Source organism: Achromobacter sp. UBA4530, from assembly GCF_002388205.1.
In the GTDB taxonomy this organism is placed as follows: domain Bacteria; phylum Pseudomonadota; class Gammaproteobacteria; order Burkholderiales; family Burkholderiaceae_B; genus Achromobacter; species Achromobacter animicus.
Map to the genome: position 1 here is coordinate 218,425 of NZ_DGMA01000016.1, position 12,026 is coordinate 230,450.

Consider the following 12,026-nt stretch of genomic DNA (forward strand, 5'->3'; position numbering starts at 1 on the left):
GTCTGTCGAGTCTTGCGGGAATCAGGCGCGTGCCGCGCGGCCGGCCGGGGCCGAGCGGTTCAGCCAGGAACGCAGCCGATGCAGCGTGCCTTGCTCGGCGGCGGGCGCGGCCGATGGCAGACCGAGAATGCGCGCGCCAAGCTGCGCGACGGCCTGGGCATAGGCGGGCGCGGCTTGCGGCGACAGCGGGCCTTTCAGGAGGCTGGCGGCCAGCGCCTGGCCGGCGTAGGGCAGATGCTGGTCGATGCGCCGGCCGACGAATTCCTCGAACTGCGCCGCGGTCAGTGCGGCGGCCTGCGTCTGGCGCGCGTCGCTGGCCACCAGGACCAGACGCTGATTGGCGCTGCCCTCGCCCAGCTCGGCCAGCAGGCGATGCGTGTTGCGCGCGCCTTGCACGGTCAGCTCGGTCAGCACGACCCGGATGTCGGCATGCGCCAGCACCTCGTCCGCGCCGCCGGGCCGGTGCGACGGCAGGTCCCACAGCGACAGCGAGAACCACTGGCACAGGGCGCCGCCGATTTCGAGCGCGCGCTCGGGGTCGAAGGGCGTTTCAGGACCGGGACGCTGCGCCAGCAGTTGCAGACGTGCGGCAGGCTGCGCCTGCTGCGGCGCGGGCACCTGGCCGGCGGCAAGCAGCGTGCGTTGCAATAGGCGCGGATCGATGTCGGGCGCGGACAGCAGGCTGGCAAGCCCCGCGTCGGCTTCCAGGCCAAGCAGCAGCGGCAGGTCGCCCTTGCGCCGGTCGAAGTCGACCATCACCGTCGGGGTCTGCCGCGAATGCGCCAGCCACAGGCCCAGCGATGCGGTCAGCGTGCTGACACCCAGGCCGCCCGCTGCGCCCACGATGGCCGCGGAACGGCCGGCGCGCGCGGCGCCGCCCTGGCCCAGCGGCGCGTCATCGTCGGCGCGTGCCAGCGTGTCGGCCAGGACGTCCAGGCGCGGCGGCTTGATGAGGTAGTCGAAGATACCGGCCTGCAGCAGCTGGCGGTACAGGTCCACATCCTGCTTGTCGCCCAGCGCAACGATGCGGCACGCGGGGCCGGTCAGGGCCGCCAGTTCCAGCAGCGCGGCGATCGGATGCGGCTCGCCGGTGATGTCGGCCAGCAGCACGGCGGGCAGCGGATTCGCGGCGCACCAGGCGGCCGCGGCGGCGGGGCCGCCCGCTTGCAGCGCGCAGGCGGGACGTTGCAGGCGGACGAGTTGCTCGCCGATGACGGCCAGGTCGGCCTGGGCGGCAAAGACGGCGGGGCCAGGAGTGGGCGCGCCGTTGCGGGTCGGTGTCGTGTTGCTCATGGCCGTCAGTTGTCGAAGTCGATGTCGATCAGGTCGCGGATTTCGCCGGTCTGGTAGCGGTCGACGGCGCCAGCGGCCGCCTTGCCGTCCGCACCTTCCAGCGCGCGCGGCCGGGACAGGTCGCGCGGGTCGCTGACCATGCGCGCCAGGTTGGCGCGGTTTGCGCAGCCCAGCGTGCCGACGCCGTAGTAGGGATGGATCGTCCAGTCGTCGGGATTGGCGACGGTGCAGCGCGTGGCCTGCACGGTCAGCGCTTCGGATTGCAGCTCCAGGTCCCAGCCCGCCTGTGCCGCCTCGGCCAGGCGTTGCGTGTCGCGGGGCATGGATTCGACGCGCGGGGCGCGCGCGCCGCTACGGGCCAGCGCCTGCGCCAGGCGTTGCGCCAGCGCTTCGCCGCGCGCGTTGAACGGTGTCAGCGTCAGCACCTGGGCGTCGATGCGGCCCTGCCGGGTCAGCAGTTCATTGGCGGCGTTCAGCGAATCGGCCGTCAGGCCGTTGCCGTCCGGCGCGGCCTGCAGCGCCAGCGCCACGGCGCGCGGGGCCACGGTGGGCGTCTTGGCGGCCTGGCCTGCGCCGAAGCGCTTGGCGCGCATGTCGTTCAACTGCGTGCCGCAGCCGGTGAGCAGCAGGGCCGCCAGCAGCGGCGCGGCGGGAAGCAGGCGGCGCAGCGCGCGGCCAGTCGGGGAGGCGGTCTTGTCGTGGTGCATGGCGTGTCTCTCGTCCGCGTTCAGTACAGGTAGCCGATGGGGGCTTGCGGCGGCAGCAGGTCGTCGATGCCGGCCAGGCCCTGGCCGGGCACCTGCAGTTCGCCGGCCGCCACGGGGTCGACCACGTTGGCGGTGACCAGGATGACCAGCTCGGTCTCGTCCTTGGCGGACACCTCGTGTTCAAACAGCCGGCCCAGCAGCGGGATGCTGCTCAGGCCCGGCACGCCGGAGACGGTCTGCGCCTGCGTCGAGCGCAGCATGCCGGCCAGCGCAAAGCTCTGGCCGCTGGCCAGTTCCACGGTGGTGTCGGCGCGGCGCACTTTCAGCGCGGGGATCGAGATGCCTTGCAACGTCACGGCGCCGTCTTCCGTCAGCTCGCTGACTTCGGGCGCGATGTGCAGGCTGATGCGATTGGCCGACAGCAGCGTCGGCGTCATGCGCAGGATCACGCCGTACGACTTGAAGTCGATCTGCACGTTGTTGTTGGTGATGATGACGATCGGCACTTCGCCGCCCGCCGCGAATGCCGCGCTTTCGCCGGACATCGCGGTCAGGTTGGGCTCTGCCAGCACTGACGCGAAACCCTCGGCCGACAGCGCCGAGATGAGGCCGCCCATGGTGAAGCGGCCGCGCGTGGTCATGCCACCGGCCGCGAAGGTCGACGTCGTGCGGCCGGGGATCAGGCTGGAGAAGTTCTTGCCCGTGACCGAATCGAACAGCGACGGGTTGATGGTGTCGGTGGCGGGCGCGAAGCCGCGCGCGCCGCTGCCGGTCATGATGCCCCACGCGCCGCTGCCGGAGTTGAGCGTGGCGGCCCAGTCAAAGCCCAGCTCGTGCGACAGCGTGCGCGACACTTCCACGACGCGCACCTGGATGTTGATCTGCGACGACAGCTCCACCTTGAGCTGGTTGATGACGCCATCGCGCGTGCTGCCCGCGCCGCGCGCCCCGCCGCCGCCTTGGGCGCCGGCGGACGTGCCGTCCAGATAGGCCTGCACCTGATCCACGATCTGGCGCGCCTCGATCGGCGTGCGCACGTTGCCGCGCACGATGATGCGGTTGTTCAGCGACGGTTCCAGCTCGATGTCCGCGCCCGGCACCGAACGCAGGATCTGTGTGCGCAGCGTGGACAGGTCGTGTTCGGCCACGACGCGGATCGCGGCAATGACGTTGTCCTGCGCATCCAGCGCGTACAGCGTCGTGGTGCCGACGGATTGGGCGAAGACGAAGATGTTGTTGGGCGACGGCACCTGGAAGCTGGCCACGCGCGGGTCGGCGACCAGCACCTTGGCTGCGTCGGACTTCAGTTTCAGCAACTGGCCTTCGCGCACATGCAGCGTGATCTCGCCGGTCGGCGCGATCTTCTTCAGACTGGCGGGCAACGCCGTCGGGGTGTTCTTGACGTCGACCGCGGGGCGCTCGCTGGGCGCGGCGGCGGGGGCCGCCAGGACGCCGGCGCCGGTCAGGCACAGCGGCGCGGCCAGGCACAGGCCGGGCAACAGGAGGGCCGCGCCGCGGCGGGGCTGCTTGGGAATCATGGCGTGAACGGAGTTGAGGGCAATGGGATGCGCGGGCGTCGCCGCGGGCAGGCGTTGGGAGCGCATGGGTTACGGGGCGGCGGGTTGCGGGGCGGATGCGTCTTGCGGCGCCGCCTTGTCGAAGGTCTGCGCTTTCTGCTGTTCGCCCTTGAACATCTGCACCACGACCGGCTGGCGCGGCGGCTTGTTGAAGATGTCCGTCGCGTCGTTGATCCGCGTCACCGCGCTGATGGCGTCATGCGGCTGTTCAACCGAATCGGCCTGCGCGCTGCGCAGCGCCAGCTGCAACAGGCCCACTTCGCGGGCGAGGGCAAGACGCTCGGAGTCGTGGGGCGTGACTTCCAGCGTCAGGCTTTCGTAGTAATTGCGAGGCGGCGCGGCTTTCTTGTCCTTATCGGCCGTGTCGGTGGGCGCACTGCTGGCGGGCGCGATGCCGGCGGGGTTGCCGTTCAGCGCCAGCACGCGCACGTTGCGCACGATGGTCTGCGACGCCAGCGTGGTGAACGAGGTATCGGGCTGGCCGGGAAGGGGGGGTTGGCTCGTGTCGCGTTCCAGATGCAGGATCACGTCGACCCGGTCGCCCGCCGACACCAGGCCGGAGTTGCTGGTGACGGCGCTGGCCGGGATCGACACGGCCCGCATGTCGGGCTTGAGCACCGAGGCGACAAAGCCATGATCGCCGCTGAACACCAGCCCGTCGCGCGTCAGCGGCTGGCCGTCCTGCAGGGCGCGGCGCGGGGTGGAGCCGGCGACGGCGCGCTCGACCTTGCGGCGTTCTTCGTCGGTGTCGGCGGTGTAGTGTTCAGCCCGGATCTCGCCGGCCGGCAGTTCGCGCCACGCCAGCGTGCGGCCCGCGACGAAGTCGCCGGGCGCGAGCGGTCCGGCCGCCGACAGCACCATGCGCACCGGCGCGCGGGGCGCCTCGACCTGCTTGACGATGGTCACGGGAGGCGGCGGCCGCATGAGCGCGCGGCCCACCAGGGCCGCTCCCGCGGCCAGCGCGATCGCCGAGGCAAGCAGGATCAATGATCGGGTCTTCATAGCAAATAGGAGTGATTTGTCTTTTCAATTGCATCGGGGGTGCGCAATGACCCCTGATGGCGCGCCGTCGGCGCATGGTCGTGCCTGGATGAAAGCTAGCTGGCGCTCCAGAGCACGAAGACCGCGCCGCAGGCAATCGCAAGCCCGTAGGGAATGCCTTGCATGGGCTCGTCGCGCAGGGCGTGCGGCGTGGGAATGACAAGGCCGGACAGCCAGACGTTGATCCGCATCAGGAACAGCGCCAGCGCACGCTCCAGCGCGCGCAGCAGCGGCAGCGCCAGGGCCATCGCGCCGCCGGCCAGTGCCGTCACGATGAGGAAGACGAAGGTGTGCTCGCCCAGCCACAGGCACAGTACGGCCATCAGCTTGGCGTCGCCGGCGCCCATCCAGCGCATGGCAAAGAGGCAATACCCCGCCACCAGCACACCCGCGCCGGCCAGGATGCCGGTCATCAGCGACGCGCGCAGCGCGGGGTTGCCCTGCGCCAGCGTCCATCCGGCATACGCGACCCATGCCAGCAGCAACGCCAGCACCAGGCGGTTGCTGATGCGGCGATAGAGCAGGTCGGACACCACCACCCACGCCAGAGCGGGCAGGAGGATGATGCTGGGCAGGGAGTACGCCACGAAACGTCCGGCGATCAGCCGCCCGAGCGGGCGTCGGTGCCGGCTTCGGTGATGTCGCTGGCGATGGCGCCGAACTTGTCGCGCAGCGCGCTGATGAACGCGCCGTCGGAGCCGAAGATCACGCCCACGGCGGCGGCCATGGCAGCGGCGAGGATGCCGTATTCAATTGCGGTCACGCCGCTTTCGTCACGAAGGAATTGTTGGATGCGGGAGGTCACGGAAAAGTCCAAAAAAGAATCGTCGTGAAGGAAAAAAACGAAGGCTTTGACAGCCGTCATTGCGCAGACGATATTAGGATTCATTTGCAGCTAGCGATCAACCTGCGAATCATTAAGACTCGTTCAGGAACTCCTGCCGGCCGCGCTTCTACAGGGCAGGCGCAGCACGGCAAGCAGGCCGCGCGCGGTGACGCGTGCGTCCGGATCGCGCGCATCCAGATCGTTGTCGGCAAGCACCAGTGACCCCCCATGCAGCGCGGCTACCGCGTGCACCAGCGCGAGGCCCAGGCCATGTCCGGAGATCGTCCGGTCGCGCGTCAGCCGGCGGAAACGCTGCACGGCCTGGCCGCGCTGGTCGGCGTCGATGCCGGGGCCTTCGTCGGCGGCGCCCAGTTCGATCCAGGCGCCGCGCCGCCGCGCCAGCAGCGTGACCACGGTGCCGGACGGCGCGTACTTGATGGCGTTGTCGGCCAGGTTCACCAGCGCCTGGAACAGCAGCGCGCGGTCGCCCAGCAGCGGCAGATCGTCCTCGATGCGGGTCTGCAGGACCAGACCGCGTTGCTCGGCCAGCACGTCGTAGTAGTCGTGCAGATCGGCCAGCAGGGCATGGATGTCCAGCTCGGCGGGTTCGTGGTGGCAGCGTCCCGTCTCGACCTCGCTGATGCGCATGACGGTGCGGAACAGGTACAGGATGCGCCGCACCTCTTCTTCGGCCAACGCCATCTCCGCTTCCGCCGCGGGGTTGTTGCGCATCGACTCGGCGGCGTTGCTCAGCCGCTGCTGCAGGCGCGTGAGCGGCGTGCGCAGCTCGTGCGCGATGTGATTGGTGGCATTGCGCACCTCTTCCATCAGGAAGTCGATACGTTCGAGCGCCTGGTTCACGTCGTGTCCCAGTTCGTCGAATTCGTCCTGGCTGCCTTGCAGCGACACGCGCGCGTTCTGGTCGCCGCGTGCAAACCGCGCCATGGTCTGGCGGATGCGCGTAACGCGGTTGGCGGCGCCGATGCTGAACAGCAGGCCCGCGCCCAGGCTGAGCAGCAGCGCGGTGAAGACGCTCAGCCCAACGACCAGCGGCACGGGATAGATGCGGTTGAGCATCGGCAGGATGTCGTACGCGATGACGTAGCGGCCGCCGTCGGGCAGCAGCGACGCATGGCCCAGCCATTCGCTAGAGCCTTCGCCCGTCGTCAGCGACGCCCGCAGCCAGCCGCGGCAGGGTTGCTGCCCGCCCCGGCACATCAGCGGCGACAGCAGTTCGCCGGCGCCGTAGAGCAGGCTGCCATCGGCAGCCTGCACGGAGATCGCGCGCTCGCGGCGCGGCACGGCGGCTTCGCGCTGGCGCAGCGCGCGCGCCAGGTCCACCGCGCTGTCGCGGCTGCTGAGCGTCTGGTGCGCGCGGATTTCGGCGGCGACCATGTCCTTCACATGCCGCACCATGACGTGCTCGAGCAGGTTCTGGCCCCAGGCGATGGAACCCAGCGTGACCAGCAGGAAAATGAACGCGAAGCACGCCGTGTACCGGAAATGGCTGGTGGTGCGCGTGGGCGGCGGCTCCGACGCGCTCTCGGGCACGCGGCCGTCGCGCCAGAATGATCGCCACGAACCGAACAGGCGGGACAGCGGTCCCTGCCTGAGCGCCCGCAAGGTCTCAGGAAAATCGAACGGCACGGTATTCATCGGATCAGCTCAGCACGTATCCCATGGCCCGCACGGTCTTGAGCAACGGCTGCGCGAAATCCTTGTCGATCTTCGAGCGCAGCTTGGAGACGTGTACGTCGATCAGGTTGGTCTGCGGATCGAACTGCAGACCCCACACCTTCTCCAGCAGCATGCCGCGCGGCACGGTCTGCCCGGCGTGTTCGGCCAGCGTGCGCAGCAGCAGGAATTCCTTGTCGGTCAGGCTGATGTCGCGGCCGGACCGCGTGACCTTGCGGCGCAGCAGGTCGATCTGCAGATCCTGCACGCACAGACGCGCAGTATTGGGCGGCGTGGCGTCGTGCCGCTGCACCAGCAGCTCCATGCGCACCATCAGTTCAAGAAAGTCGAAGGGCTTGCCGATGTGGTCCTGCGCGCCGGCGCGCAGCCCCTCGACGCGATCCGAGGCCTGGTCGACGGCTGACAGGATGATGACGGGCGGGTGCGGACGGCCTTGCAGGCGGCGCAGCACCTCGATGCCGTCGATGCCCGGCAGCATGCGGTCCAGGACGGCAATGTCGAACACCTGGCGGTCCAGGGCGATCAGCGCCTGTTCGCCCGAGTCGACGGGCACGCATTGGTGGCCGCTAGCCTGGAACTTGCTGGCCAGCCAATAGCTCACTTTGCTGTCGTCCTCGATTAACAGTATCCGCATGAATTTCCTCGCTCGCGTGTGCCTTCATTCCGCCAGCGTTTGTCGCCGAACTTCTCATGCCGCACGCATCAGAAATTCATCCCGGTAAGCCGTGAGGCTTGCGCCTTCGAGCCAGGCGCTTATGGGATCACGATTCATATCGCAACAGCAACGGGCTAAAAGTTAACAAGATTTAATCTTATTGTAAATAAGAATGATTGTTATTCTTGTAGAATTCGCTTCGTTCTGTTGATCCGATGCCCTGGCGGCTGAAGCGCGCCGTGGCTGATTCCTGCTGCCATGACCGCATTTCTGTTGCGAAGCCGCCGCTGTCTGGGCGCGGCCTTGTTGTCGCTGTCCGCCACCGCAAGTCTTGCCGCCGACGTCTACGTGTCGTTTGACGCGCAAGGCATGGCGCACTTCGCGCCCACCGCGCTGGACGACAGCTACCGGCTGCTGTTCCGCGACATGTCCGCGGGCAGCCGCGGCGCACGCCGCGCGGCCGAACCCAGTCCGGATGTCCGCAAGGCGCTGGAACAGGCCGCGCAGCGGCACGGGCTGGATTACGCCCTGCTGCATGCCGTGGCGCAGGCGGAGTCGGGCTTCAATACGCTTGCGGTGTCGCCCAAAGGCGCCGTCGGCCTGATGCAGCTGATGCCCGCCACCGGCAGCCAGTACGGCGTGCCCGGCACGGACGACGCGCTGCAGGCCAATCTTCGCAAGCTGGACCTGAACGTCGATGCCGGCAGCCGCTACCTGCGCGCCCTGCTCGACCGCTACGACGGCAATCTGGAGCTGGCGCTGGCCGCCTACAACGCAGGCGAAGGCGCCGTGCAGCGCGCCGGCAACCGGATCCCGAATTTTGAAGAGACGCGCAACTACGTCAGCCGGATCATGGCGGCGTATCAGCCGGGGGCGTCGACCACGCCGCAAGTGCAGCAGCCCCGCGCGGTGCTGGCCGACAACACCGGCATGACCCCTTCCATGTGGACGATCCAGGGCGATCAGAAAGCGGTCAGGCAGTTCGAGGCAGGCTTCATGGTGGTGCCGCCGCGCAAGCGCTAACGGTTCAGGCCGGCGGGTACGGGCGGACGGCAGCATCCGCCTCGCGCTTGCGATGCGCGAAGTTCAGCGTCACCATCAGCCCCGCCACCATAGAAAACAGATGCTTGAGCGTGTGCCCGCTGAGGAACGCAAAGGTGTCGTAGATCTGATGATCGAGCAGCTCGGCAGCCTTGGCCAGCACGTAGAACCCGATCGCCGCGCCAAAATACAGCCGTTCGCGCATGGGCGTGCCGTTGCGCCATTGCAGCAGCGGCACCAGCACCAGCGGCATGAACTGCACAAAGAGGTAAGGACGCAGATCGCCCGTCGACGTGTGATCGGTGTACCACCACCACGCCACGCTGCCCACCGCCAGCGCGGTCCACAGCACATCGACCCAGCGGCCGTCGCCCACGGTTTCGCGCCACACGGCGGACAGGATGCCGGCGCACAGCAGCGCAATGGGCAGGCGGTCCCAGATCAGGCGCGCGTTGTCCGGCACCAGGTGATACCAGCCGGACCCGAACGCGGTCAGCAAGAGCGCAAGGAAAAACACCGTGTAGCCAGGCCGGATCGCATCCAGCGCAGGGTGCCGGCGCGAGTGCAGCACCAGCGCCAGGCCATACCACCCGACCACCGCAAAGCCCAGGTTGGACAGCACATCGCCCGCGTTGGGAATGCCCAGCCACGAGCGCTTGTCCGCAAAGTCGTGATAGTGCTCGAGCTGCGGAATCGGCCCATAGAGCGCCAGGCCCAGCGCCACCAGGATCACCACCGTCCACGGCAGCACGCGGCGCGAGCGGGGGGAGGACATCGTTGCAGCAGATCGGGTGCTCATGCGGATTCATCCCCGGCAGGCGGGTGTGCCGGCTAGCAGTGATAGTAAAGGTGCCGCCCGGCCGCCTCCAGCCCTTCCAGCGCCCGTCCTTCAGCTTTTTTATGTCCTTGTGTATCCGCCCGCGCGGCGCGTACATGCCGACACCCAACGCCCGGCGGCCTGCGCCACAGTGACGTCCAGCAGTCATGTCCCCTTCAACACGACTTTCTGGAGCATCACCATGTCGGAACCGGTAAACGTCCAGCGGCGCCGCCTGCTGGGTACCACTTCATCGCTGGCGGGCGCCAGCCTGCTGGGCCTCGCGCTCGGCGGCAACGCGATCGCCAAGTCCGTGGCGCAGGCCCCCCAAGGCCTCGTCCCCACGTTCAACAACATCCGGCAGATCCGCGCCGGCACGCTCGACGTGGGCTACGTGGACGCCGGCCCCGCCGACGGCCCCGTCGCCATCCTGCTGCACGGCTGGCCCTATGACATCCACAGCTTCATCGACGTCGTGCCGCGCCTGACCGCCGCCGGTTACCGCGTCATCGTGCCCCATCTGCGCGGCTACGGCACCACCCGGATCGTGTCGCCCGACACCCCGCGCAACGGCGAACAGGCCGTCGTCGCCGTCGACATGATTGCGCTGATGGACGCCCTGAAGATCCGAAAGGCAGTCGTCGCCGGCTTCGACTGGGGCGCGCGCACCGCCTGCATCATGGCGGCCCTGTGGCCCGAACGCTGCGAAGCGCTGGTGTCCGTCAGCGGCTACCTCATCGGCAGCCAGGAAGGCAACCGCAAGCCGCTGCCGCCGCAGGCCGAACTGCAATGGTGGTACCAGTTCTACTTCGCCACCGAACGCGGCGCCGCCGGCTACGCCGCCAACGTCGACAGCTTCAACAAGCTGATCTGGCAACTGGCCTCGCCCCAATGGCGCTTTGACGACGCAACGTTTGCGCGATCCGCACGCGCCTTCAACAACCCCGACCACGTCGAGATCGTTGTGCACAACTACCGCTGGCGGCTGGGGCTGGCGCAGGGCGAAGCGCAATACGACGCGCTCGAGGCGCGCCTCGCACAACTGCCCAAGATCGGCATTCCGTCCATCACCATGGAAGGCGACGCCAACGGCGCCCCGCATCCGCCACCCGCTGCCTACGCCGGCCAGTTCACCGGCAAATATCAGCACATCGACGTCGGCACCGGCATCGGCCACAACCTGCCGCAAGAGGCGCCCAAAGCGTTTGCCGACGCCGTGCTACGCGTCACGCGCCTGTAGCGCAGAAACGCGTCACCCCGCATCACACCGCGACACCACGCGCCGCTCAGCCGGCGCGCGGCAGCCAATCCGACACGGTCGCAAGCACCTGCTCGGGCATCTCCCGGTGCGGCACATGGCCGCAGTTCTCGAAGATAACCGGCCGCGCGCCCGCCAATTGCGCAATGCGCTCGGCGTGCACCGTGGACCCGTATTCATCGTTGTCGCCATGCAGCGCCAGCGCCGGACACTTCACCTGCGCCAACTGCGGGTCCAGCGTCCAGTCCGCGAAGTCCGGCGACAGCCACGTGTCGATCCACGCGCTCAGCACCCAGGCCGCCTTCTCGCCGTGATACTTCCTCAGGCGGTCCAGCTGTCCCGGCTGCGCGAAAGACTCCCGCGCCTGGCGGATCCCTTCCAACGTGCGTTCCTCGGCATAAACCTGCGCCGACTCGGTAATCAGCGCGCGGCAAGACTGCGGATAAGCCGCAGCGCTGGCAATCGCCATCCCCCCACCCACGCTGTGCCCGAACGCCGCGAACTGATCCAGCTCCAGCGCCTCGCGCACGGCGCGAAATCCCTCGATAGCCTCGCGCACTACGAAGTCCACGCCCAGCGTCCCCTTGTACGGATCGGACCGGCCGAACCCCAGCCGGTCGTAGGCAATGACCTCGCGACCCGTTGCGCCCGCCAACCGCTCCGGAAAGTCGCGCCACAACTCCACGCATCCCAGAGAGTCGTGCATCAGCACGATCGGCACGCCGCGCTCGCCGGAGGAGGCAGAGGCGGCGGGCGTCCAGCGCCGCACAAACAGCTGGCCGCCGGCGGCGGGGACGAAGACATCTTGGAATTCGACGGACGACATCTCGGGTTCTCACGAAATAGATGGCACGGGAAGCCACTTGAATGCGCTGGCGGCACGCCAGCCGCCTCCCCGGGGACAGTGCGAAATAGTAGCGTAGACGCGCAGCGCACACCGCCACGACGCCCCACGAACCCGATGCCGGGTTGCCGCCGCCCGGGCGGCAGCAACCCGGCGGCCCCGCAGATCTCCTACCCCGACCACAGGTCTTGTAGCGCGCATACCAAAGACCCTGGCAGCACGGCGTCGTGGTCACCGGGGAGGCGAGCGCCGTCGATGCGCCCGAGGGAATC

General features: G+C 68.5%; 12 protein-coding genes. 2 read left to right on the forward strand and 10 right to left on the reverse strand.

Features of this window, described 5'->3' with window-relative positions; genetic code table 11:
• Positions 1-21: 21 nt before the first annotated feature.
• From B2W22_RS14715 to B2W22_RS14750, 8 genes are all read right to left on the reverse strand, one after another.
• On the reverse strand, positions 22-1,293 hold the full coding sequence (locus tag B2W22_RS14715; protein ID WP_286938331.1) for a hypothetical protein: 1,272 nt from the start codon (positions 1,291-1,293) through the stop codon (positions 22-24).
• Positions 1,294-1,298: 5 nt separating this feature from the next.
• Entirely contained in the window at positions 1,299-2,000 is a 702-nt protein-coding gene (locus B2W22_RS14720) for a CpaD family pilus assembly lipoprotein (protein WP_286938333.1), read from the reverse strand.
• Between the two features lie 20 nt (positions 2,001-2,020).
• Positions 2,021-3,604, reverse strand: coding sequence for a type II and III secretion system protein family protein (locus tag B2W22_RS14725; protein ID WP_286938335.1), 1,584 nt, complete (start codon positions 3,602-3,604; stop codon positions 2,021-2,023).
• A gap of 3 nt (positions 3,605-3,607) precedes the next feature.
• Complete coding sequence (cpaB, locus tag B2W22_RS14730; protein WP_286938338.1) at positions 3,608-4,579, reverse strand: Flp pilus assembly protein CpaB; 972 nt, start codon at positions 4,577-4,579, stop codon at positions 3,608-3,610.
• A 95-nt stretch (positions 4,580-4,674) separates the two neighbouring features.
• The gene (locus tag B2W22_RS14735; protein WP_286938340.1) at positions 4,675-5,205 is read right to left on the reverse strand and encodes an A24 family peptidase; all 531 of its coding nucleotides are present in this window, start codon (positions 5,203-5,205) and stop codon (positions 4,675-4,677) included.
• 14 nt (positions 5,206-5,219) lie between these two features.
• On the reverse strand, positions 5,220-5,507 hold the full coding sequence (locus tag B2W22_RS14740; protein ID WP_286938342.1) for a Flp family type IVb pilin: 288 nt from the start codon (positions 5,505-5,507) through the stop codon (positions 5,220-5,222).
• A gap of 39 nt (positions 5,508-5,546) precedes the next feature.
• Complete coding sequence (locus B2W22_RS14745) at positions 5,547-7,100, reverse strand: sensor histidine kinase (protein ID WP_286938344.1); 1,554 nt, start codon at positions 7,098-7,100, stop codon at positions 5,547-5,549.
• A 4-nt stretch (positions 7,101-7,104) separates the two neighbouring features.
• The gene (locus tag B2W22_RS14750; protein ID WP_105237018.1) at positions 7,105-7,773 is read right to left on the reverse strand and encodes a response regulator transcription factor; all 669 of its coding nucleotides are present in this window, start codon (positions 7,771-7,773) and stop codon (positions 7,105-7,107) included.
• A 279-nt stretch (positions 7,774-8,052) separates the two neighbouring features.
• On the opposite strand from B2W22_RS14750, the gene B2W22_RS14755 reads away from it, so the two are divergent.
• Positions 8,053-8,817: a lytic transglycosylase domain-containing protein gene (locus B2W22_RS14755; RefSeq protein ID WP_286938349.1), complete on the forward strand. Its 765-nt coding sequence runs from the start codon at positions 8,053-8,055 to the stop codon at positions 8,815-8,817.
• A gap of 4 nt (positions 8,818-8,821) precedes the next feature.
• On the opposite strand, the gene B2W22_RS14760 is transcribed toward B2W22_RS14755, so the two are convergent.
• Positions 8,822-9,634: a hypothetical protein gene (locus tag B2W22_RS14760; protein ID WP_286938350.1), complete on the reverse strand. Its 813-nt coding sequence runs from the start codon at positions 9,632-9,634 to the stop codon at positions 8,822-8,824.
• A 220-nt stretch (positions 9,635-9,854) separates the two neighbouring features.
• Between B2W22_RS14760 and B2W22_RS14765 the strand changes: the two genes are divergently transcribed.
• Positions 9,855-10,892, forward strand: coding sequence for an alpha/beta fold hydrolase (locus B2W22_RS14765; RefSeq protein WP_286938353.1), 1,038 nt, complete (start codon positions 9,855-9,857; stop codon positions 10,890-10,892).
• Positions 10,893-10,938: 46 nt separating this feature from the next.
• On the opposite strand, the gene B2W22_RS14770 is transcribed toward B2W22_RS14765, so the two are convergent.
• On the reverse strand, positions 10,939-11,736 hold the full coding sequence (locus tag B2W22_RS14770) for an alpha/beta fold hydrolase (RefSeq protein ID WP_286938354.1): 798 nt from the start codon (positions 11,734-11,736) through the stop codon (positions 10,939-10,941).
• Positions 11,737-12,026: the final 290 nt, after the last annotated feature.

Bases quoted from the DNA above. Each gene is read 5' to 3' on its own strand.
- cpaB (WP_286938338.1), bottom strand. From the start codon at position 4,579: ATGAAGACCCGATCATTGATCCTGCTTGCCTCGGCGATCGCGCTGGCC.
- B2W22_RS14750 (WP_105237018.1), bottom strand. From the start codon at position 7,773: ATGCGGATACTGTTAATCGAGGACGACAGCAAAGTGAGCTATTGGCTG.
- B2W22_RS14770 (WP_286938354.1), bottom strand. From the start codon at position 11,736: ATGTCGTCCGTCGAATTCCAAGATGTCTTCGTCCCCGCCGCCGGCGGC.
- B2W22_RS14720 (WP_286938333.1), bottom strand. From the start codon at position 2,000: ATGCACCACGACAAGACCGCCTCCCCGACTGGCCGCGCGCTGCGCCGC.
- B2W22_RS14740 (WP_286938342.1), bottom strand. From the start codon at position 5,507: ATGAATCCTAATATCGTCTGCGCAATGACGGCTGTCAAAGCCTTCGTT.
- B2W22_RS14765 (WP_286938353.1), top strand. From the start codon at position 9,855: ATGTCGGAACCGGTAAACGTCCAGCGGCGCCGCCTGCTGGGTACCACT.
- B2W22_RS14745 (WP_286938344.1), bottom strand. From the start codon at position 7,100: ATGAATACCGTGCCGTTCGATTTTCCTGAGACCTTGCGGGCGCTCAGG.
- B2W22_RS14755 (WP_286938349.1), top strand. From the start codon at position 8,053: ATGACCGCATTTCTGTTGCGAAGCCGCCGCTGTCTGGGCGCGGCCTTG.
- B2W22_RS14760 (WP_286938350.1), bottom strand. From the start codon at position 9,634: ATGAGCACCCGATCTGCTGCAACGATGTCCTCCCCCCGCTCGCGCCGC.
- B2W22_RS14725 (WP_286938335.1), bottom strand. From the start codon at position 3,604: ATGCGCTCCCAACGCCTGCCCGCGGCGACGCCCGCGCATCCCATTGCC.
- B2W22_RS14715 (WP_286938331.1), bottom strand. From the start codon at position 1,293: ATGAGCAACACGACACCGACCCGCAACGGCGCGCCCACTCCTGGCCCC.